Origin of the sequence: Azospirillum sp. B510 (assembly GCF_000010725.1) — a bacterium.
Lineage (GTDB): Bacteria > Pseudomonadota > Alphaproteobacteria > Azospirillales > Azospirillaceae > Azospirillum > Azospirillum lipoferum_B.
Map to the genome: position 1 here is coordinate 2500690 of NC_013854.1, position 22520 is coordinate 2523209.

At 63.1% G+C, this 22520-nt stretch carries 20 protein-coding genes and 1 pseudogene; 4 read left to right on the forward strand and 17 right to left on the reverse strand.

The window, feature by feature from the left end; translation table 11 throughout:
• Positions 1-118: 118 nt before the first annotated feature.
• A complete protein-coding gene (locus AZL_RS11695) occupies positions 119-1105 on the forward strand; it encodes an NAD-dependent epimerase/dehydratase family protein (RefSeq protein ID WP_012974764.1) in 987 nt (328 codons plus the stop codon).
• A gap of 587 nt (positions 1106-1692) precedes the next feature.
• On the opposite strand, the gene AZL_RS11700 is transcribed toward AZL_RS11695, so the two are convergent.
• Complete coding sequence (locus tag AZL_RS11700; RefSeq protein WP_042443031.1) at positions 1693-1950, reverse strand: helix-turn-helix domain-containing protein; 258 nt, start codon at positions 1948-1950, stop codon at positions 1693-1695.
• Positions 1951-2123: 173 nt separating this feature from the next.
• Here AZL_RS11700 and AZL_RS11705 point away from each other — a divergent pair, with 173 nt between their 5' ends.
• On the forward strand, positions 2124-2471 hold the full coding sequence (locus tag AZL_RS11705) for a hypothetical protein (protein ID WP_012974766.1): 348 nt from the start codon (positions 2124-2126) through the stop codon (positions 2469-2471).
• Positions 2472-2922: 451 nt separating this feature from the next.
• Here AZL_RS11705 and AZL_RS11710 read toward each other — a convergent pair whose 3' ends face one another.
• The 13 genes from AZL_RS11710 to AZL_RS35470 all read right to left on the reverse strand — a co-directional run bounded on the left by AZL_RS11710 (position 2923) and on the right by AZL_RS35470 (position 15780).
• Positions 2923-3336 (reverse strand): hypothetical protein, encoded by a 414-nt coding sequence (locus AZL_RS11710; protein WP_012974767.1) that lies wholly within the window; start codon positions 3334-3336, stop codon positions 2923-2925.
• A gap of 3 nt (positions 3337-3339) precedes the next feature.
• A complete protein-coding gene (locus AZL_RS11715; protein WP_012974768.1) occupies positions 3340-3882 on the reverse strand; it encodes a hypothetical protein in 543 nt (180 codons plus the stop codon).
• Positions 3879-4244, reverse strand: coding sequence for a hypothetical protein (locus tag AZL_RS11720; protein WP_012974769.1), 366 nt, complete (start codon positions 4242-4244; stop codon positions 3879-3881). The genes AZL_RS11715 and AZL_RS11720 overlap by 4 nt, the downstream gene beginning before the upstream one ends.
• 73 nt (positions 4245-4317) lie before the next feature.
• On the reverse strand, positions 4318-5022 hold the full coding sequence (locus tag AZL_RS35460) for a hypothetical protein (protein ID WP_148219295.1): 705 nt from the start codon (positions 5020-5022) through the stop codon (positions 4318-4320).
• Positions 5019-7985: a phage tail length tape measure family protein gene (locus AZL_RS11725; protein ID WP_012974770.1), complete on the reverse strand. Its 2967-nt coding sequence runs from the start codon at positions 7983-7985 to the stop codon at positions 5019-5021. The genes AZL_RS35460 and AZL_RS11725 overlap by 4 nt, the downstream gene beginning before the upstream one ends.
• 2 nt (positions 7986-7987) lie before the next feature.
• Positions 7988-8590, reverse strand: coding sequence for a hypothetical protein (locus AZL_RS35465; protein ID WP_012974771.1), 603 nt, complete (start codon positions 8588-8590; stop codon positions 7988-7990).
• 129 nt (positions 8591-8719) lie between these two features.
• Positions 8720-9064 carry a DUF2190 family protein gene (locus tag AZL_RS11740; RefSeq protein WP_012974772.1) on the reverse strand — a complete coding sequence of 115 codons (345 nt, stop codon included), beginning with the start codon at positions 9062-9064 and terminating at the stop codon, positions 8720-8722.
• A gap of 3 nt (positions 9065-9067) precedes the next feature.
• Positions 9068-9280 carry a phage head-tail joining protein gene (locus tag AZL_RS11745; RefSeq protein WP_012974773.1) on the reverse strand — a complete coding sequence of 71 codons (213 nt, stop codon included), beginning with the start codon at positions 9278-9280 and terminating at the stop codon, positions 9068-9070.
• A gap of 1 nt (position 9281) precedes the next feature.
• On the reverse strand, positions 9282-11075 hold the full coding sequence (locus tag AZL_RS11750; RefSeq protein ID WP_012974774.1) for a prohead protease/major capsid protein fusion protein: 1794 nt from the start codon (positions 11073-11075) through the stop codon (positions 9282-9284).
• Between the two features lie 7 nt (positions 11076-11082).
• Entirely contained in the window at positions 11083-12447 is a 1365-nt protein-coding gene (locus AZL_RS11755) for a phage portal protein (RefSeq protein WP_042443039.1), read from the reverse strand.
• A 91-nt stretch (positions 12448-12538) separates the two neighbouring features.
• Entirely contained in the window at positions 12539-14458 is a 1920-nt protein-coding gene (locus tag AZL_RS11760; protein WP_042443042.1) for a phage terminase large subunit family protein, read from the reverse strand.
• Entirely contained in the window at positions 14448-14933 is a 486-nt protein-coding gene (locus tag AZL_RS11765; RefSeq protein ID WP_012974777.1) for a hypothetical protein, read from the reverse strand. Before AZL_RS11765 ends, AZL_RS11760 begins: the two co-directional genes overlap by 11 nt.
• Before the next feature lie 337 nt (positions 14934-15270).
• Positions 15271-15780 (reverse strand): hypothetical protein, encoded by a 510-nt coding sequence (locus AZL_RS35470; RefSeq protein WP_148219296.1) that lies wholly within the window; start codon positions 15778-15780, stop codon positions 15271-15273.
• A gap of 217 nt (positions 15781-15997) precedes the next feature.
• On the opposite strand from AZL_RS35470, the gene AZL_RS11770 reads away from it, so the two are divergent.
• Both AZL_RS11770 and AZL_RS11775 read left to right on the forward strand, forming a co-directional pair.
• The gene (locus AZL_RS11770) at positions 15998-16312 is read left to right on the forward strand and encodes a hypothetical protein (protein ID WP_042443044.1); all 315 of its coding nucleotides are present in this window, start codon (positions 15998-16000) and stop codon (positions 16310-16312) included.
• Between the two features lie 222 nt (positions 16313-16534).
• Positions 16535-17611, forward strand: a pseudogene (locus tag AZL_RS11775) (IS5-like element ISAzs10 family transposase).
• A gap of 339 nt (positions 17612-17950) precedes the next feature.
• On the opposite strand, the gene AZL_RS11780 reads toward AZL_RS11775, so the two are convergent.
• The 3 genes from AZL_RS11780 to AZL_RS11785 form a co-directional block, all read right to left on the reverse strand.
• The gene (locus AZL_RS11780) at positions 17951-20458 is read right to left on the reverse strand and encodes a PriCT-2 domain-containing protein (RefSeq protein ID WP_042443046.1); all 2508 of its coding nucleotides are present in this window, start codon (positions 20456-20458) and stop codon (positions 17951-17953) included.
• Positions 20459-20609: 151 nt separating this feature from the next.
• Complete coding sequence (locus tag AZL_RS34205; protein WP_086935360.1) at positions 20610-20792, reverse strand: helix-turn-helix transcriptional regulator; 183 nt, start codon at positions 20790-20792, stop codon at positions 20610-20612.
• Positions 20793-20998: 206 nt separating this feature from the next.
• On the reverse strand, positions 20999-22420 hold the full coding sequence (locus AZL_RS11785; protein ID WP_042443048.1) for a DUF6538 domain-containing protein: 1422 nt from the start codon (positions 22418-22420) through the stop codon (positions 20999-21001).
• Between the last annotated feature and the right edge of the window lie 100 nt (positions 22421-22520).

Here is a 22520-nt window from a genome sequence, read left to right on the forward strand (position 1 = left end):
GGCGGATCGGCTGTCAAGCATGCGAACCGGTCACGGGGCAGCTGCGGATGGAGGCTGGCGCGCCAGGCGCCGCTGGGGCATAAGACCGGCGGACCATAGTCATATAGGGTGTCGGACCATGACCATCCTCGTCACCGGGGCGGCCGGCTTCATCGGATCGCATGTCGCGGCCGCGCTGCTGGATCGCGGGGAACAGGTGCTCGGCATCGACAATCTCAACGATTATTACGCCGTGCCCCTGAAGGAGGCGCGTCTGGCCCGGCTGACCGGCCGCCCCGGCTTCCGCTTCCTCAAGGCCGACGTCGCCGACCGGGCGACGGTGGAGGGGCTGTGGCCGCGGTTCGATGACGTGACCGGCGTGGTCCATCTGGCGGCGCAACCGGGCGTGCGCTACTCCATCGAAAATCCCTATGCCTATGTCGACGCCAACGTCACCGGACAGGTGACCCTGCTGGAGGCGGCGCGGCGCATGCCGGGCCTGCGGCATTTCGTCTATGCCTCGACCTCCTCGGTCTATGGCGCCAACCGCAAGATGCCGTTCTCGGTGGAGGATCGGGTGGACAGCCCGGTCTCGGTCTATGCCGCCACCAAGAAGGCGGCGGAGATGCTGGCCTTCACCTACAGCCATCTCTACCAGCTGCCGATGACCGGCCTGCGCTTCTTCACGGTCTATGGTCCGTGGAGCCGGCCCGACATGGCGACCTGGCTGTTCGCCGACGCCATCGCCGCCGGGCGGCCGATCCGCGTCTTCAACGGCGGCAAGATGAAGCGCGACTTCACCTATATCGACGACATCGTCGCCGGCGTGCTGGCGGCGCTCGACCGTCCCGCTCCCGTCGATGCGGAGACCGGCGCCCCGCACCGGGTGTTCAATCTCGGCAACAACCGGTGCGAGGAGCTGATGCGCTTCATCACCGTGCTGGAACAGGCGTTCGGCCGCGAGGCGGTGAAGGTGATGGAGCCGATGCAGGCCGGCGACGTGCAGGAGACCGCCGCCGACATCGAACTGAGCCGGCAGGTGCTGGGCTTCGAGCCGAAGACCCCGATCGAGACCGGCCTGCCCCGCTTCGTGGAGTGGTACAAGGGCTATCACGGTATTGAGTGAACACCGTTATTTTTCAAGTACTTAGCGCATGGCGTTGACGCAGTTTTGACGCATCTTTGACGCATGGACCGCTGCAAAAACACCCCGCCAGCCGGGCGGGGTGTTCTTTGTTTGGGTCTCCTCTGACCACGTTGTGCCCGATCAACCGGGTTTGCCTGTCAATGCCAAGCGGAGCGCGCGAGAAAATGGACTGTTCCCGCGAAAACGTCTTGGCTTCCAGTGGCAAGCGAATGTCAAAAGAGCTCTGACGTCATCATGTGTAGCAACATCGGAAGAAAGCGCCAATTTCAGATGCTTTAAAGCAAGTCCATCAATGTCACGCGACGCATCACTATCCTTTCCCTCTAGATCGGAAGACAGCTGTCTAAGTGAAAAGTATTTCTCTATATGGAAAGAAATCCCTAATTTTGACATGGAACCCCTCCATCTTTGAATGAAGGCAGCACTATCGCATAACACAGCATGCGGTTGTCAAAGAGGATAATATTTGTCACACAGGCAATTCAAATAGTCCCTGAGATCGCGACAAATAGTCCCGTTTGTACTTAAGACACACCTTATTCAATTGATCTGGCGTTGTCTTCGCATCACGATTGCTCAACCGCTCGCAACCGGGCACCAGGGGCACCGTGATTGAGCAACTCGACTCCGGCTTCATCGAAGGCGCGCACCACGGCGTTGGCCCGAGCGGTCGTGGCGTTGATCACGCCGTCGATCCCCTCCCAATCTCGGATGGTCTCCTCAGAAACCGGGTGGAAGCGGCTGGCCTCCTGCGCCAGCTGTTTGCGGCTCCACCGCTTCAGCGCCCGTCCGGCCCGGATCTGCTCACCTCGCAACGCAAACATGTCGGTCCCGCCTCTGTATGATTTTGGGGTCAGACTACCCTTTTTTGGTTGACCGTCAAGAACGAGCGAGTTACCATTTTCTAACATTGAAACCCCATTTTCATACAGTCATGGCGCAAGGAAGCAGACACCTGCCCTTGGCGTTGCAACCCTGTAACGAGTAGAGGAAGAAAATGACAACCGACGCGAAAATCACCGCCGTCCTCTCCCAGCTCGCGGCGAACGAGCGCCGCCACGAGGAGCTGGTCGCCAGCGGTCAGCCCTACGAGCACCTTGAAGAGGATCGCAACGACAAGCGTGCGGATCTGGAAGCGGAGTTGTTTAGCATCCCGGCGGCTGGCATGCGCGGCATTGCGGCGAAGCTTGCAGCCCTGTGGCCGGACGTGGCGGTGAACCGGTCGTACGACCAGCCGCCCGGCGAGCATCACGATCTCGCCGTGCACCGGTTCTGGGAGGTGATCCATGAGGCGGAACGGCTGGCAGATGCTGCCGAGGCTACTGCCGCGCCTCTTCCTCGGTAGCGAAAGGACCCGAAGGGGGGCAACAGCGGGGGTCACAGACTGGAAAGCGCCACCACCCATCGGATGGCGCTTTCCAGTCACCCACCGACTCTCCAGATTTCAGGAAAAGGCAGGACGGAGCAAAATCGATGTCTGCGGGGTCACCCGGCCCGAGCATCCCGAAAACGTCGAACAGGTCGCTCATGGAGTTCAGCCTCCAACAACTCTGGCCAATCAGTGCCAGAAGACCTACAATCAATTATTGTTGGGTAACGGTTCGGACGTATGAGAGAGGCCGCACAGGCATCCGCTCCCCCAGCATGCTATCTATCCCAGGGCGTGCCTGTCCATGACCACTCGGCACATCGACCAAGCTATTGCCCAGTTGCGCACCATCAAGTGGATGATGGCCGCCACACTCGTTATGACGTATGCGGCACTCTTAATCGAAATTATGCGCTAAATTTCGCGGCTACACCGTTTCCAGGCAATCAACGCTGAACGGTATCTCGACATCCCCGACGATCCACCCCCCATCTCCATCGGCCGGCAACACGCGGCCAAATCGCGGGGCGCCCAGGAACCGCGCGTCCCCGATGCCTCCTCCGGTTGGGAACAGTGCGGCAAGCCGCTCCACGGCCTCCCGGATCAAACCGGCGGCACCGACAGGGGCGAACACCGACAGCACCAAGGTGCCCTCGGTGCGGGTCGTCACGCCGTTGCCAAATCCAGCAATGCGTCCCGCCCCGTCTCCGAACTCGAAGGTGACGAAAGCCGCCGGCGGATTCGGCCGCTCAAACGTATCGCCTTCACCGACAATAGCCGTCTCCGTCCACCTGTCGCGGAGACGTGCTTCCAGGGCGTTCAGTGTCGAGGCATAGCTCATGCTTCAGGTCCCCGCGATGAGGCGCCATACGGCGGCCATGCCGTCGCGGGTGGCGATCTTGATGGTGAAGGTCCGGCCGCCGGACACGATGAAGTCGCCGGCGCGCGGGTCGATGGGCAGCCCGGCTGTCAGCACGCACAGGCTCGTGTCGGTCGCGCCGATGAGCGTGTTCTGGACGCGCACCAGATCCAGCCCCTCCTCCCACCCCAGGCAGGGATAGGCCGCAGTCCGGTTCACCTGGATCAGGGCACCGGCGGGAAGGGCGGCGGTCAGCGAGGGCGCGAAGGTGACGGTGCAGGTTGCGCCGGTGGCGGGCGCATCGGCCGCAACGGTCTTGAGCGCCGTGCCGCCGGCGGTGAAGCTGTCGCCGGTCAGCAACCCGGCCGTACCGGCCGGAACGGTCAACTGCAACATGGTGGCACCGGCGGCGGCTGGCGTCGCCACGACGCAACGGATCGTCTCCGTCCGGCGGATCGTCAGCGGGGAAGCCAGGGGGCGCAACGCCCCCTGGACTCGCGCCGCCAGATCGGACAGCAGTTGGTTCACTGGCGCAGCTTGAAGCGCTGGGTGTCGCCGGTCAGAGTGATCCCGGCCAGGACGGTGGCGGTCTCGGCCTGATTCAGCGCCACATGCGCGCCCTTGCCGACGCTGTCGATGATCGAACGCAGATCGCGAATGCCGGTCAGCAGGGCGTGGGTCACGGCGCGGCGGACTTCCGGCGTGGCGGCTTCGATGCCCGACAGCAGCGTGTCCATATCGGCGGACAGGGCGGGATGCTTGTCGAGCGTGGCGACGCGCTCCAGCACCGTGGTCAGGGACGCCCGGTGCGACTCGACGGCATCCATGGTCTCATAGAGCGCCGCGTGCGCGGGATTGGCGGGGGTCTTGGTGGTCTCGATCATGCCCATGCTGGCCGTCCTTTCATGACGGTTGTTGCGGGAGGGGTTCCCTCCGTTAACAGCCCATCTTTGAGGTTTTCCGTCAGACAGGGAAAAGTGGCGGGGCGCCCGGCTCCCAGCGGTGTAGCGATCGCATGGTGACGGCGTTGCGGCTGACGTGGGTCAGCATGACTTCGCCGCCGATACATCCGTTCAGATGGCGAATTGCCAATTGCCGTTGGCGATCCATAATGAGAGTTCCGATTGCAGGAACTCCGTCATTCCCAAAATCACCAAATCTTCGCATGTCAATCTCGAACTCTGTACCTTCTGTCTTTGGGCATTCGATAAAGCCATATCGTCCAAGCTCACGCATGCCACTGACAAATTTCTTCTCAGTCCCTTCTTGTATGAATTCGCAATTCTCATCCAAATCATCGCGATTGTAGACAACGCTCCCTTTCATCCTCTGCTCCCTGTCTGACCACCCGACAAAAAATAGCTCCGACTTAACTGAATGCGGACCCTGAATGGTTGGTTCAATGATCATGAAGGCTTGATCAAATACACTTTCAAGCCGATCGGTCAGCGCATCGAATGTTTCACCGGCCGGCGTGCTGGTCTCGATTACCAGCAATACCGCAGCTTTCAACGCCACCGCGCCACGTCCGCCAAATGCAGCGCGATGGATCGGAAGAGGGTAAGCTTTGCTGGCATGGCTATTCGGCTTGCCATCGTGTGAATAGACCATGGTATCGGAGAACAGAAACGCTTCTTGATCGTCGATAAAAATATTGAACGCGCTCATTTCTTGCTCTCCGCCGGTTTCATTCTCTGTTTGACGCTGTAGTCAGACTTTCCGCACATCGATTCGACAAGCGGCGCAGCAATCGCCAGACCCATCCCGATCGGCCCGAAGGAGGGAGCTATCCAACCCAGCGACGACGCCAGAGACATGCCGGCGCCGACGGTGCCGATCCCCGAACCAATGCTCGGCTTTCGGATGAAGTTCGCCGCGGACGCTGCGAAGCCGAGACCGCTGGCGATTTGCCCGTAACTCGGGTTGAAGCCGTCCGCGGCCGGCATCGGTCCGACGAAATCTGCGGACGGCCGGTCAGCCAGGCCGAACACAGGGTCGTTCCACCACGACGGCATCATTCCGGCCAGGCCGAACCCGCCGCCAAATCCGCTCGTGCCGCCGCCGGTGCGCCCGGTCTCCGCGTACCCGCCCCCGCCGCTCCGGTTGCCCTCTGCGATCCCACCCCCGCCGAAGAACGGGATGTCGGCAATGATCGGCAGGTTCGTGCCCAACACGGCGTTCTTGACCGGGTTGACGAACAGCAGCTTGGCCGCCAGTTGCTCGAACTCGACACCAACGGCACGCACAGCGTCCGCCCAGCTGGTCGTGCTATCGCCGGCCGCCACGATCTTGTTCAACACCGCGTCGAAGGAGCGGTCGCCGAAATCTTGCAGATCGCGGTATGCCTCGTTCACGCGGTCCATTTCGAGGCCTTGCCGCGCCAGCGACTCCGCACCGGTGATGTACTCACGCCCCTCTCGGCTCAGTTTGTCGATATTGCGGTCGCGAAGATCGATCTCGGCGCGCTGGCGGGCAAGCGCCGTTGCCCGCTGGTCAGCGCTGGCGCCCAGCATGTCAATCTGCCGCTGGCCGATATCCAACTGGTCACGCTGTTGCCGGATGGATAGCTCCACCGCATCGCGTTGTTTGTCATCCAGCGCGCGTTTCGAGACTTTGTCATAGGCGCCGGCCAGATCGCGGAGCTTTCCGGCAAGCTGGGTGGCGCCCTCCTCTTCGGCGACCATGGCAGCGGCGCGGATGCCCGCCGTCTGCTGCGCCACGCTGGCCTGTCGCTCCACCTCGGCACGGGCGCCCATGCCGTCGCGGGTGGCGGCGGTGATCTTTTCCTGCCACTCCACCTGCCGCTTCAGGTCGGCAAGTCCCTTCGCGCCATCGGCCGCTGTCTGCGCCGCGCCGCTCAGCAGGTTCTTGCGCGTCAGCTCCGCCACGTTGACCGCGGCATTGCCGGCGGCGGTGGCAAGCGCATCGTTGGCCGCCTTCTGCCGCAGCGCGGCGGCCTCGCTGACCCCGTATGCGTTTGCCAGGGCAAGATTCCCCTTGGCCGCCAGCGACAGGGCGTTGCTCTCGTCCGCGTAGCTGGCGGCCATCTGGGCACGAGCCATCCGCGCAGCCTGTAGACCTTCCAGCTCCGCCGCCCGTGCCGACCTGCCCGCCTGAAGTGCCGAGATCTCGGCTTGCACCTGCGCGACGGCAATCTGCCGCTCCGCACCGGTCTTCTTCATGGCGTCGACAAGCCGATCGTTCGCATGAGTCAGGTCGGACAGCTGCAGCGCCTCGTCGATCGACAACCCGTCGATCGACGTCGGTTTCCGGCCGGGCACCGGCGTGCCGGCCGGCGCGGGGACGATCACGGGCTCCCGCCCAGTGATGGCTCCTTCGGACAGCGTCGATGTGCGCGGCTTGTCCTTCAGCAGGTTGCCGACACCGAACGGCGTTGGGAACTCCGTATCCTTGGTGAAGAACGTCGGAAATTGAAAGTTAATCGGGTCCTTGATGAAGGCGGAAATACCCTTCAGGACGTCCGCGCCTGCCACCTCGATTTGGATCGTGATGGGATGGTCGGCCGCTGTGTTCAGCAGGTCGTTATAGGCGTTCTTTACGTCCTGCATCGCCTGTCCGGCCGGGTTGAGCGAGTCCTTGCGCAACCCGTCGAAGCGATCCTTAAGGGCACCGATGGCGATGTTCAGCCCGCGCGCCTTGTCGCCGTGCTCCAGCGCCGCGCGGGCTGCCTCGTACTGGGATACCGATAGCGCGCCGGTCTCGCGCGCCATGTCGCGGATCCCTGGAAGCCCAGACGAAAGCCAATCGGTCAGCTTCTTCCCGGCTTCTGCGGTCCCGCCCATTGTCGTGCCCATGTCGACGGCCAGCCCGCCGATGTCCTTGGCGATTGCCTCGTTGGCAAGCTTGCGGGAATTGAGCACCGAGGAAATGACGGCGTTGGCATCCTCCTTGGATGCGCCCTTACGGACCATTCCTTCGGCAACGCCGCGGACTTGTGAAGCGGTCAGTTCCGCTTGCTGGCCGGTCGCCTTCAGGATCGTGTTGAACTCGCGCAATTCGTCCTGGATCGACACGGCACGGGCCGCCACCACGCCGAACCCGACGGCCAGGGCACCCACGCCCATGGTTGCGAGCGCGGTGGGGGTGGTCAGCAGCGACACCGCGCGCCCCACACCACCCACAGCACCCACCGCTTGCGGCGCCTGTTGGATGAACGGCCGGAAGATGCCTTGACCGCTCCCGGCTTGCACAAGGAAGTCTTGCGCCTGGAAGCTCAGGTTGTTCAGCTCATGGGCGGCCAGTCGGGTGGAAGTCGCGGCTTGTTCGCCGGTCTCCTTGTATCGCTGGCCAAGCCGCTGGATCGCGACGGCGTGCTGGTCAGCATTGATGCGCCCGGCAGCAAGCGCCCTATCCGCTTCTCCAGACAGTCGATTGTACTTTTCCATCGCGGCGGTACTGCCGCCGATGCTTTCCTCAAGACGCTTCCATTCACGTGAGACTTCGGCCAGTCGGCGTGATTCACGAACGGTTTCTTCAACCTCTTTGTTAATCCGTGCTTGCGTGCGCTCAACAGCAAGACCAAGCGCATCGAAATCACGTTCCAGACCAGTTATGCTATTGCTGGCCGGGCGCGCGTCGATGGTCAAAGAACCAAGCGAATCCTCGTACATCGTCAGCGCGCCTCTATGGAAAGTCCAGGGTATCTATTCTTAGAAACAGTTGAGCCGGTCTCGTTTCCTGCCTCGAATCCGAACCACCCGAACTTGATCAAGGCGACGTTCCCGAACCGACGGCGCAGCGCCTTCTCAGCATGGCTATAGACACCTTCGGCCGGCACCTGCGGTTGCTTTGACCATGGGACGTGACGGCCGATACCCCGTTCAATCACGCGGGCATAAGGAACGTGGTTCGTGATGACGACGCGCTGTGCCATGCCGATGTTGTTCAGGTCATCGACTTGAACACCGTTTACGAACACCGAATGCGCCTCGACATATGCGCCGCTATCGACTGGACTTGTGCTTTCAAGCTGCTCAAGTGCAGCCTGCACCACCGCGCGCATATAGCTGAAATCGAAATGCACCACTTCCTTGGCGCCGGTCAGCGGTACGCCCTCCACCCCGTCGACCACTTGGCGGTGCGCGGTGGGATGGTATTTCTCAACGGCGCGGTCAAGTTCGCGCTGCGCCACTTCGGCCAGCCGCCGGCCAACGATCTCCCGCGCGCGGTCAAGTTTCAGCTGGACGACGCGATCGAATAGTGCGGATCGGGCCATGTCGTCGCTCCGGTGTAGGGCGCGGCCTTACCTCATTGAACCCCAAGGGATAATCGGCGCGCGGGGCATGAGGCTTTTCGGTGTTGGACGGGCCGCGGGCGCCCGCAGACGGCTGCGCGCCGAAACTGGTCAGGCGGCGGGCGCCGTGGTGACGCCGTTCAACCGCACGCGTACCGCGCTGGCGCCGTTGGCCGCGGGCTCGATCGCCGCACCGATGGGATAGCGGCCGGCGCCGGGGGTGTCGCAGCGGCGGGCGGAGACGTCGAAGGACACCATGCCGCCGCTGGCGAACGTCGCCGTGATGCGTTTGGGAAGCTCGTAGACTCCACCGGTGGCCAGCGTCACGGGCGCGCCGTTTTCGGCACTGGTGACGGCGACACCGGCCAGGGCGCCAGCAATCACCAGTTCACCACTCGCCACATCGGACGGGGCCGGCAGGGTGACGTTGTTGCCGGTCGAAATGTAATTCTTCATGGCTCACACTCCTTTCGAGGGAGAGACGTAGATGACGGATGATCTGGGATTGGACTGGGCAGCAATCTGCCGATCGAGTGCAGCAAGGGCGGACTGCATTTCGGCATCGCTCTTGAACTCGATTTCGGTTTGACCCGTTTTCACCCGACGGTTTCCGGAGAACCGCGCCGTTTCCAGCGCGGTTTTCATGGCCTGCATCTCGGCGAGCGTCGCCATATCAGCCCGGATTGAAAGCGGCGCCGCGGAAGTCGATCGCGCCGTATCCGAAATCCAGCCCAACAGCGATCTTCAGCGCTCTGGTGTCGAAATCGATCTCAGATCGCACCGTCGGTCCTGTCGTGCCCGCCACGTAACCATGCACGAAAGTCGGATACATGCCCGGATCGGCGAACACGATCCATCGATCGTCCGCGATGTTCGCGTCGACGATAAGTTCCAGCAGACCGGACCACGGATTGACGTTGCCGACCTGCGCCGCGGTGATGGCGGCCAGCAGCCGGCGGGCCGCCAGTTCGCTGTCCGGGCCGATCAGGAGGAAGCGTGGCGCGATGTTCAGCGGCACACCGTCGCGGCTTTTCTGCTTTCGCATTGTGGCAACCACGGCAGCCACCGACTCCACAGTGATACCGGCGCTGGGCATCAGATTCTCGTGCGTCGCGTGGAACACACCGTGCCCATCGGACAGCACGGGGTTGGACAGCAAGTGGTCATAAGCGAGGCGGTTCTCTTCGGCCGCCACACGAACGCCGATAAGCCCAGTCAACGACGCGAGCGCCCCGAGATCGTCATTCAGCAGCGCTCGACGGTCGATGGATACCCCGGTACCGAATTCCTTGGGAGAAACTGTCTCCCGGTTCTCGGAAAGGGTTCCGTACTCGGGTTCTCCACCTTCGGCGCCGATCTCCTTCAGTCCCGGAAAATCACCCAGGCGAAGGAAGCGGTGCGGTCGGAAGTCGTTGAAGGAGCGGGCGGCGCTCCACTGCCGATAAGTTGGCGCCGCCGAATTGTAGCTGGGCAGTAGCGCCTTATTGGTAGCATCCTGCAACAGCAAGGGGAAATCGCTTGTGGAGTGCGCGGCGCGGCTAAACAGAGCCTCCACCACAGCAGCGCGATTCCGATGATCGAAGGTGGCGCCGCGGGCGCGGGCCAACTCGCCGGCCATGTCGACCACGGTCCAACTGGTGAACTCCCGCGCCCGGCCCTCGGGCTTCACATGGGCGGGCGCCAGCCTGGCGGCCAGGGCGTCCGCCATCGCGGTGCGGACCTGGATCGGGTCGCCGTGGTCCTGGATTACCTGGATCTGTGCCGTGTTCAGCGCCGGGCCGCTGCGCTTCTGCATTTCCGAGAAAGCAGCCGCACGGACCGCATCCAGCTCGGCGTCTCCATCAATCTGGGCATCAACCCACGTCTGCGGCAACCCGGACACGCGCGCGATGCTCCGGATCTCGGCATTCCGTTGGGCACGGTTCAGCACCGGGCCGTCGGTGCGGGTGGTTTCGGTCTCGGTGGTGATTTCCGCCATGAATTCCTCGCTGCGAACGGTGGCACCGGCATCCGCCGGAAGGGGTACGAACGAAAGCTCGAGCGGCTTCCACTGGACCGCGGTAAAGACGTCGCCTTCCCTTGAGAACTTCGAGACCCTGTATCCGAGACTCACGCCCCGAATAATTCCGGCCTCAATATCGGAGAGAAGCTCTTGCGCCGCGGGCTTTTCACTAAATCTAACAACTGCGGAAGCGGCTTTTCCTTCGAGACGGGCACTTTCGATCACGCCGACCGTCGAATCAGTGGTCGGGTTGTGATCCTTGAGCACCGGCGCACCAGCGAAAGCACCCCAATCCACCGCAGTGGCGTCGAGTTGCTCGATCCATCGCCGCATTGTGCCGTCGGGCGCTCGGCCGGTGCGGGTGACGGGGGCGGGACCGGAAATAGCCGTCACTTCGACGGTTCGGGCGTCACGGTTCAGCGTGCCCGGCACGAATGCCGCAGCGCGGACGAAGATGTCGCTCATGGAAGCCTCAGGGGGCGGTGGTGGGGGCGGCTTGCGCCGGCGGCTTGGCGCCGAAGGTCAGACCGAATTGCTTTTCACGAGCACGATCAGCGGCGATTTGGGCGTCGAGATCCTCGATCCGAATCCCACGCTCCGCGGCAGACTGCGAGCGGGAGCGGAGACCGGCATCCAGCTCCGCGACCTCTGTTTCGACGGCGGTTTTCGGATCGGCGTGCTCAAATCGGGGCGTCAACCAATCGGCGCCGGGCTCATCCAGCGCAGCGGCCGGCACCTCCCCCGTCAGAACGGCGACCGTGACGAACCTGGACCACACCGGGCGCAGAAACTGGAACGCCAGAACGGAATGCTGGAATTGCTCCACCTTCCGCCGGTGTTCCACCTGCGCCGCACGGGCGGAAGAATAGTTGGTCGATGAAAAATCGGCCGATATCTGCTCGTAAGTCGTGCCGAGACCGCTGGCCAGCGCGCGGAGGTGCGCGCGGACGTAATCGGCGTATGAAGCGCCCGCGTCGGGCGGATCGCTGAAGGTGACTTCGGCACCCGGCGGCAGCCGGACCACGGCGCCGGGCAGCATTTCGGCCGGAACCAACTCACTGGCGGTATCATCTGGATCGGATACGAACCCAGTCAGCAGGTTGCTGATTCGCATCCGAAGGAGCGCCGCGTCCTCATAGCCATCCAGATCCAGGGCGCGGAGCATCACCGCGGCAATGCGCGATAGACCCCGCACCTGCCCCGGCACGAGCGGCTCGAAGATGTGCAGGAGTTCCGACGCGGCGATCCGGATCGGTTCCAGGCTCAGCAGTTGGAGCGGATCGGATGGGGCGGAGCGGTAAACATGAAACGCCACCACCCGGCCATCGGCATCGAACTCCACACCGGCCCGGATCACGCCGCCGCCCGACAGATTGCGGTGGAGATCGATCGGCACCATCTCCGCCGGCACCAGTTCCAGGCGCAGCCCTTCGGGCAGCACGCGCAAGCGGACGAAGGCCTCTCCTGCCTCGAAGATTGAGCGGGCAACCAACGCCTGAAGGCCCTGGAAGTCTTGTCGGCCGGAGATATCGGCGACGTCGGTCCACCGTAACCAAGCGGCAGACAGGGCGTCACGAACCACCGGATCGGCATGGCGGGGTGTCGGCACGATTCCGGTCCCGACAGTCGACCCGACAAGAGCCGCCACACCCGCGGCAACCCATGGGTTGTTGCGGGCCATGTGCGCGGCGCGCTGGCGAATGGTTGCCGCCCCGTGGAACAGGTCGGTATTGAGGTTGGCAATACGGCCGGCGGACTGGAGTCGTCGTCCGACCGACGCGGCATCGAGGGAACGCTTGCCGTCGAGGCCTAGTACCCGCTTCAAGGCATCGATCATCGCGGCGACTCCGGGAACTGGCACGAATAAAACCTCGCGGTTCGGGCGCGAGGCTCTCTTGACCTAAACAGTTCGCGGGTAGCGTTTTCGGTCAGCCCAGGTATGAGGAGCGCACCACGGCCGGTTGCCGCGGGCGCGCGGGCGCCGGGGCGGATGGCGCTGGATCGCGCCGGCGGGCGGGCGCCGGGCGCGTTGGCGCGGCCAGGGCGTTCTCCAGATCCAACCATGCCGCATCGCTGAGACGGTCAACGCCGTGCCGGGCCGCCGCGGCGCGAGCGTAAACTCGGCAGTCCAAAGCCTCGTTGCGATCTCGCAGCTTTTCCCAGCTCGTAACGCGGGCGCGCCCCTTCCCGCCGCGGGTGATGCGATGCTCGGCAACCAACTGCTTTACGGTCTCCTCCCCGGCATGCTCCGGCAGATGGACATATCCCGCTGGGGTCGACTCCCCGCTCTCCGCCGTCGGGAGATCCAGCTGGAGGAATCCGTAGAATTCCGACTTGGCCGCGGAGGCGCCCACAGGCCACAACTTCACACCCCCGACGATCTTCTTACCGCGCCGATTCACATCCGCCGCCGTCGGCTGCCCCAGGATCGGCGCCAGCGGCAGGGACGAGCCCTTAATCGCCATCACCCGCGGGCCGGCCGTCCGCACCCATGCCTTGACGGTCTCCATCGTCACGCCGTCGCCGGCGTCAATGGCGGTCATGGTGATGCCCAACTCGGCACCATGCTCGTATCGCCAAGTCTCCGCCAGCATGGCGGACAGGTCACGCCACACCGCCGCCTGGAACGGATCGCCCATCAGGACGCGATGTTCGATGAGCCAGGACTCTTTGCCCCTGCCCCAAGCCCAGACGGACACCTCCACCCGGTCGCGCTGGACGTCGGCACCGGCGGTCAGGAATAACCCGCCAGCCGGAACGGTTCCCGGCTCCCAGGACTCCCGCCGGTCATACAGACGCCGCCAGTCCGGAGCTTCGCCACGGTCGACCCAGCATTCGCCAAGGACGGTGTTGCAGAAGACCTGCAATTTCTCCCGATCCTTCTTGGCGGCCAGGAACTCCGCCACGAGCTTTGGCCAAGCTGCGCCGGGCAGGGGGCAATACGCGGACCACACATGGAAGGAGCGGTGCCCACGGAACGGCGCTTCAGCGACCCACCGGCCGGCCTCCAGCATGTCGAGTTTGTGGCCCTCGTCGATGGGGCAGCCGTTCACACAGCAATAGAAGGCGGTTGCCGGATCGTCGTCGCGCCAGCGCATCCCGGCCCCGGTCCCATCACCCCAAACGAGCGGTTGGAACTCGCCGCAGTGGGGGCACGGCAGATGGTACCGCTCCATGGTCCCGGCCGCGAAGGCGTCGGCAATCTTCGAGTCGCCCTCGATAAGCGGCGTGCTTCCCATCACGGCCAGCGGCTGCAGCGATTGCGTCAGCCGCTTGATGCCCAGGGCGATTTGATCACCCTCCTTACCGGCAACCGGTGGGTACCCGTCCACTTCGTCGAACAGCAGGACATCTAGGTCGATGCGGCGGAATGCGCGCGGGCTGTTGGCACCCGTGATCTTGAGCGACCCACCGGGGAAGGACTTCCGCTTGATCGTCTCGCCCTTCCGGCGCGTCCCGCCGTCCGACAGCAGCCCGGCCAGCACCGGCCAATCGCTCAGCGGCTCAATGGTATCCTTTGAATAGTCCTCTGCATCTTCAAGAGTCGGCTGAACAATCATGATCTTTGATGGACGCTGTGCGATGAAATAGCCCAGCGCAGCGGACAGCATTTGCGTGTAACCGACGCGGGCAGACTTCATGAGAGTAATGCGCTCTACCACCGGGTCGGTCATAGCGTCGAGAATTTCACGCTGGTATGGGTACGGGTGGAATACAGACCCATCATAGAGTCGCGCGTGCCGCTCCGCCCATTGCGCCAGAGACAGGCGCGGCGGTGGGCGCAGCGCGGCAAACCATCCGGTCGCGGTCCGTGCCGTCAACTCTGAAACTGGAAGCTCAATCGGCATCGGCCGGTTCCTCGATGGAGACGATTCGCTCTTCGGCCAACTCGTCCAACACGGTCGCGACGGCGTCACTCAGCCGCGCCCGCACCGCCGCCGGATCGGAACACCCGGCCAGCGGCGCCGCCAGCCGGGCGGGCAGTGCCGTCAGCCGGTCCCGGACGATCTTGAACGCAGCAGCAACGGCTTGGGTGATCTCCGTCCGCGGCAGCAGTTCCAGGCGGAGCGAGGCATTCTTCAGCGCGAAGTGGTCGGCTTGCTCCCGCGCCAGCCGGGCACGCTCCGCCGTCAGGTCGTCTGCGCCGGGGCCCTCAGCCCGGCCGGCGGCGGTCGCGCGCAAATGCCTGACGTAGGCGATCCGGCATGCGTCGATATCCAAGTCGCCGCGACGGGCGGCGGGCAGGATTCCGCGGTCGATAAGCGCGCGGATTGCACGGTCGGACAGGTCAAGATGGGCGCCCACCTCTGTCTGTGTCGCCATCGTCGGACCTCGATTTTAGGATTGATAACCTAGGGGAAACCGGAAGCGGATCCCCCTTTGCACCGTCGCACCCAGCGGAATGCCGCGGCAGGGGCGACCCCCAGGCCTTTGGCCGGGGAAGGACCCGAAAGAAAATTACTCGAAATTTCTTGGTAATTTTGTTGCGCGCCGCAGGTCAGCCCCCGGCGCCCTGCCCCTCGTCCCTCAGCGGGCGCACCGGCGGCATCAGCACGCGGAGCGCGGGCTGCCTCTCGACCATATAACAGCCCGCGCGCCGGTTCAGGTGGACTATGCAGCTTCGGCCCCGTGCCGTAACGATCCGCGCTGGAAGTAGACGTTACGGCACGGACCACAGCCCTAAGCGCTCAAGCAGGGGGCGGTATGTGTATGCCTCTGAAAGCCAGACGAATCGTTCCAGTGGCCTAATACCTGCCACCATTTGGCGCGCTGCTCTTCCGAGTAGCGCATTAAGTTCATCCTTGGGCAGTTTAGCTGCCTGGAATGTATCGTGGAACTGCCGCCACGTCAGCTTGCGCACAGGGTCAATGTTGAGGCCGAACATGTCTGAAATCTCTCTTGCCTGTAGCGGATGTTTGTCTATCAAGACTTCTACCATATTGATAACGTTCGGCTGCATCGCGGCCATGATGCCTCTTGCGAATGACTGGGGCGAATCGTCGTAGTCATCGCCTGAGTTGTCGATCGACGGGCCGGGCAGTTCCGCAATGATAACCGGCAGGGTGCGACAGCCGTTTACGGGGGCAGATGTGTCACTAGCATCTCCAGCGTTACGTAACAGCGCCTTAATCCTCTCCCGGTGCTTCTTCTGCCGTTCAGCGTTAGTCATTACCATTATCCACCCCTCGTTACGTAACGAAGTCGATGACACCAACGTTACGTAACGCTCTCTCGGTTCGTTACGTAACGGAGCTAATCTTGCGTCGTTACGTAACGGAGTCAAGTACCACCTTGGATAAAACGCCTCGCGACGCTGGATCGGCAAAGTGGAGAAACAATGAGGTTTATGCCATGAAAGGCAGAGATACCACCCTTTGGAGCCTCCTATGGTTTTCCCGATCATCCCCGTTGCGCTATGGGCAGTGCTTGCGGCGTCTGGCAGTGGACTCGCTTGGTACTATGGACTATCGGACAAAGAAAAAGATGAAGCAAACCGTAAGGTGATTGCGGCGACGGGGCGCGGTATCGAGTGGTGGTCCGCCCTACCAGATGATGAAAAGGAACGTATCATCGCTATCATCATCAACATTGTTAGTGAGCTTTTCGGGAAAAGCATCAAAACCACCGACGACCCCACCGTTCTAAATGAGGATGAGTGGTCATTGGTGGGCGTAACCATCAGAGACAGGGGTTTGATATAGCAGCGGCGGCCTAACCACCCTGCGCCATAACACCAACAGGCACCAACAAACGCCAACACCCATGTTGGCGTTTGGTTTGGAGAGAATATCAAAGCAATCTCAATAGTTTAGTTCTCTTTATACCCTTCCTAAACACCCTAACAGGCCGCGGAAAAAGGGCTGTGCACGGCTGTCGTGTCGTGATTCCCTCCAGTGAGGGCAAAGGCGACCGTTGAGGGAATGATGCGGGGCTCGGACGAACGCAGCGAGGGTCTTTTCAGCTACGTGAGCTGCGAGGCACGGGTTCCGGCGACCCATCCATTGCGGCCGATCCGGGCCATCGTGGACGAAGCGCTGGAGGTGATGTCACCGGCGTTCGAGGGGCTGTACTCCAAGATCGGCCGGCCGTCGATCCCGCCGGAAAAGCTGCTGCGGGCGCTGCTGCTCCAGGCCTTCTACTCGGTGCGCTCGGAACGCCAGCTGATGGAACAGCTCGACTATAACCTGCTGTTCCGCTGGTTCGTCGGCTTGTCGATGGACGCTCCGGTGTGGGACGTGACGGTGTTCACCAAGAACCGGGAGCGTCTGCTGGCCGGGGATGTGGCGGCCAAGTTCCTGGCCACCGTGCTGGGCCAGCCGAAGGTGAAAGCGCTGCTGTCGGACGAGCACTTCTCGGTGGACGGGACGCTGATCGAAGCCTGAGCCAGCGTGAAGAGCTTCCGGCCCAAAGATGGCAGCGGTGAGCCGCCGGGGCCGGGACGCAACGGCGAACGCGACTTTCACGGCGAGAAGCGGTCCAACGAGACCCATGCCTCGACCAGCGACCCCGAGGCGCGGCTGTACCGCAAGGGCAACGGGCAGCCGGCGAAGCTGGCCTTCATGGGTCATGCGTTGATGGAGAACCGGAACGCCCTGGTGGTCAATGTCCGGCTCACCGCGGCGACCGGCTTGGCCGAGCGCGAGGCGGCGGTGTCCATGGTCGAGGCCATCCCCGGCCGCCACCGCATCACGGTGGGCGCCGACAAGGCCTACGACACCAAGGATTTCGTGGCGAACATGCGCGAGTTGGGCGCCGCCCCGCACGTCGCCCAGAACACCCGCAACCGCCGCTCGGCCATCGACGGCCGAACCACCCGCCACCCCGGCTATGCAGTCAGCCTACGAATCCGCAAGCGCATCGAGGAGGTGTTCGGCTGGATCAAAGGGGCCGGGCTACGCAAGACCCGCCATCGCGGCACGGCCCGTGTCGGCTGGATGTTCACCCTGACCGCCGCCGCCTACAACCTGATCCGCCTGCCAAAGCTACTGGCGGCGGCATAATCACGCCCGGAGTCCGCCCAAAAGGCGGCCTTGGGCGCTCCAGGCCGGGGGTGCACCCGCTGATTTCGACCAAAGCGGGTGCAAAAGGCCCAAATTTCGAGCCTCCGCAGAGGCAAGGACGCCATACACGAGCCTTTTTCCGCGTCCTGTTAACACCAACAGCCAACACCACCCCGCACCTCCTCCAAATCACTCCCGAGCACCCCACCCCCTGTTGGTGCGTTGGTGTTGTTGGCGTTTCCTCTCTCCACCCCATCAACCCGTTGCGCTGCAAAGAAAAAACGCCAACCGGAACGCCAACGCAGCATGTTGGCGTTCCGGTTGGCGTTGGCGTCTGGGCTACTTGCCGGTTGCGCGGTAACGCATCCTTGGGCGAGCGTTAGGTACGCGCTCCTGCGTCTCTGTGATGCTTCCAGCCTCGACCAGATCATCGATGATTTCACGGCGTCGGCGCCGGTCAATCCGATGAAGGTTCTTCGACAGCTCAGCAGCGGTGCGCCCGCCCGGCCCGCCTCCTTGAATGAAGCGCAGCATCAGCTTAACGTCTGCCTCGATGGCATTGTCCGCGACGTACCGCTGCACCTCGACGGCAAGGTCCCCGATTGCCCGCCCGACCAAGTCGACGCCGAATCGCACGTCGTCATCATCCACCGTCGGGTGCTCCGGATCTCGGGAGATAGCCCGGATCATCGCCACTTTTGTGGAGTTCTCCGCCAGCCGCGACCACAGCTTGCCGGTCACACGATCACCTGAGATCTTCGCATCCTGAATCCCACCCACCCCACGAAGCAGCGCCATAGCCGCCGGGGTCCGATGCACCACCATGAGCGACGGCTTCACACTGGTGTCTGCCATGTGCACCCCCGACAGGTTACACCCGGACGGGAGCACCATCGCGTGCCGGACGAACTCCGCGACCAAGCCGGCCGGCGGCTCAATGTCGGTCCCGTCCCGCTCGTCTGGAAGGTTGTCGCAAGCGTGCAAGATGATGAAACGGTTCAACAGCCCGTTGTGAACCGCATCGCTCGATAAGGCGGAATAAAATTCTTCCGGCGTGCTGGTGCAGTAGAGCGAAAGAGACGGCTCGTTGATGTCGATGCGGACTTTCGTGGCTTCCGCATATTCATCACCACGCATGACCGATCCAGAGGAGCTATACAGCTCCATGAGCTTGTCCTTGATCCCGCTCCCAGGATTCGAGCTGATTTCCTTCAGCTTCAACCCGAACTCATCCAGCATGCCCAGGCGCCGGGGGTATTTGGCCAGCGCGGTCATGATGCCCGCGCCGCTGAAGGCTTTGCCACCCATCATCAAAGAGCCTTGCTTGGCGGCCTCCACCAGCTTGTTCAGCCCCTTGCGGGCGTGGTCCTTTCCGCCGCCAGTGTCGCAGATCCCGGCAGTGTACAGGTTCGGCCGCGTGCCCCGCTCGTCCCGATATCGGCGGCCATACAGGGTCGACAGCAGCGACAGCGCGGCCAGCAGCGACAGCTCCGGCTGCGGCCGGATCGCGGTGGCGTTCAGCCAATCGGCGATGGCTCCACCCAGTCCACCCAGGTCGTACCGCGCCAGTGGCGGGCGCGTTACCTTGGGTACCGGCGGCGGAAGCGCCGACAGCAACGATGACAGAGGGACGGACGGGTCGAACGCCAGCGCGGCAACTGGTGCCGGCGCGTCGATCCGCTGGGCTTCCGACGGAAGCGGATCGGGCATCCACCAATCCTCGTCTTCGGCCTGTGCCGGGCAAACCAGCACAGGCCTATTGGCGTTCGCGGCGGCCTTCATCCTAGAGTTCGCCAAAATCCTGTCCGGATAGGCCTTCGCACCGCTCCATGCGTACGTGTCGTATCCACTCTCCACAGCCCTGAAAAACAAACCGTATTCTCCGCCCCTCCCCTCCAGAGAACGGTATTTCAGCCGCGCCGTACGGTCGTCGTGCTTCTTCGACCGCGCTGACCATTCGACAAATGCGTCCTCTCCCGCCCCGCCAGCGGCACCTTTCACCTTCGCAGCAATCGAAAGCCACTCGTCGTAATGCATGTCGTCGTTCGGAATGGCGGCCAGCATGGCAGCCAACTCTGCCGAGGCGCAGTTTCCTGCCTTGTGTGCAAGCCGCTGCGTCCACTCGCGGGCGGCCATCTCCTCGCGCTCCGGCAGGCGCAGCGATACGGCGTCCGTCTCGCCGCGGTAGACGCCCGAACGGCGGGGCAGCGGGTCGCGCACGCCCGGCCCCAGGATCGGCGCGGCGATGTAGTGGGGTTCGGCGGCGTTGTAGAGCGCGGCGTCGATGTGCTCCCGCTCGCGCGCCCAGGTGCGCAGCTGCACGTCGTTCAGCGGCCTGTCCAGCCAGAACCACAGCCGCGCGTTCAATGTATCGCCCTTGAAGCCCTGGCCGCTGGTGAACTGCCACCAGCAGCTCGCTTCCTGGAACTCGTCGGGCAACAGGCCGCGCAGGTACTCGATCGCGTCGTCCGGATCGGTGACCGGGTCCGTGCCGGCGGGAATCGGCACTTTGTCCATATCGATCGCCAGCCACCGGCGCGGCTGCGGGCGGAACGCGGCCGGCTGCATGGGCTTGCTGATGCTGGTGCGCCTCACCGGAAACTCCAAGCTCCAGGCACCGCTCGACGCCCCGCGGATCACGAACGCCTTCGGGTTGGCGCTGTGCTGTTCCAACAGCGCCGCCAAGTCGTCGAAGCTGTTGACCGGCATTTCCGCCGCCATGAACCACGTCCCGGCGTCATAGCCGTCGATCACCGTGCCCGTGGCGCCCGGCCCCAGCCGGATCCGCTTGGTGGCGCGGTGATCTTCCGTGCATTCGAGAATGGTGACGGTGTCGGCGGGGGCCACAGCGACACTTGATGCCAATTGAGACACTACGCGCACTCCTCATGGATGCGCATCTTGATTTACGCCCGGACAGGCGTTAATATCATGACGCTGATTTGGACAATAAAACCCCGCACGCGGCGGCAACCGCAGCGGGGTTTTCTCTTTGCTGTCACTGCTGATTTCCCGCAGAAGCAGTGAACAGGCCATCAATATCCGATGGTCTCCAGATACGGCTTGATCCAACTTTTGCGCCGGGAGGGAACCTTCCATCTTTTATCAGGCGATATAGCGTAGCTTCAGAGCCAACCACGCCCATCTCAATCAAATCTTTCTTCCTGAAGAACTTGACCATTTCTGCACCTATCGTGCGGTTGACATGACTTGAATATGGTTCCGACAAGTTGATGAGTCATGAGAATAATTTTAACTCTGTTGCAAAATATATGTTGATAGTCTTTTACGTCATAACGGAAAAACGAAACAGCCGCGCACGATGTTCAATATCGTGCGCGGCTGTTTCGGCCCATTAATCTCATTGTCGAAACGACTCAATGGCAATTAGGTATTATCTGCCACTTTTGGGAACTTCAACTTCGCCACCGCGTCGGCCAGCACGCGCAGCGGCGGGCGCCCGCCGTACCGTCGGCCGACTCCGCCACCGCTGTGCCCGGTCAGGCTGTCGTGGACCTCTTCGGGTATCTGTGCCTCTCGGCACAGATTCTTGAAGGTATGCCGCAAGCTATGGAAGCAAACGCCTTCCCGACGCACACCGGACGCAGTGATTTCGAGCCCCATAGGCGCAGACGCATCACCTTCAGCCCAGAACAAGCGGCCCTCCCGGTCTTTGACAAACGCCCGGAGCTTGTCGGCAACGTCTGCATGGATCGGCACCGTCCGCCAGCTGCCCTTGTTCTTGATCGTCTTTCCGTTCTTCCCATTGATGTCGATTGCGAGGATCTCGCCATCGTCGACGATGTCAGCGTGCGTCAGCTGGGCAATTTCATGCAGGCGGGCGCCGGTGTAGGCACCCAGGCGGATCAGCCATGCCGCCCCTTGGTCGGGCATGCCATCGGCGTGCTTCAGCAGCTTGGCGACCTCATCGGCGGTGAAGGCGTCGCGCCCGGTTCCGGTGGGTGTCAGCGCGCGTAGGCGGTGTGCCGGGTTCGTCTCGATCATCCCGGCCGCTTCCGCGGCGGCCAGGACTGCGCCAGCGAATCCCACGATCACATTGATCCGCTGCGGCGAAACGTCACCGGCCGCCTGCATCGACTGGCGCCATGCCAGAACGTCCCTCTTCGCGATCTCGGTCAAGCACCGGCTGCCAAAATAGGCAGCCCAGCGCTTCGCCACCCCAGCCACCTGCGCGACGGATCCGGCGGACGGCGATCGATCCGCTTTCCACCGCTTCACCGCTGCGTCGAAGGTCACCAGTTCAGCGCTTGGCCGCTCTCTCGGCGCCGGCCCTCCCACGGGCTCAAGCGCCTCGAAGATGCGCGCATTGCGCTCTTCGATCTCTGCCCTCATCGGCGCCAGCGCCCCGTCGAAGTCAACTCGCATGCCAGGCGGCAGGGACCGCAACAGCTCCTCTCGCGCCCGCTCATACTGCAGCCAAGCCGTCCGGGCGAAGGCGTTGGCGGTGAACGCCGCGTGGTTGATCTGCGGCACCGCGTCCAGTCCCTCCTCGACCTCCACCGGCCGGGCGGGGCTGAGGGTAACACCCAGGTGCGCAAGTTCCTCTCGGGCCTTCGACCACGCCGACGCGCCCGCCTCCAGTTCGGCCAGCCGCTCCGTCCACAGGGTGATCAATGGCGCAGCGCGGCGCGCGGCCTCCCGCGGATCGCTGGTGCCCAGCGCTCTGCGGATGGTAGTTGCCCCCGTGAATTCTTTGGGCCACCTTGCGCGCACCGTCGGACGGTGCCGCTCCGGGATCCCGATCGCGAAGTGATAGCGTCCGCGGCTCATCGTGAGGTAGGTCGGCATGGTATAGCCCTTTGACGCAGTTTTGACGCAACGTTGACGCACAAACGCGAGTGTTTCAATGGAAGCCTTGGTATCCCTAGGTTTTTGCGTCAAGAAACAT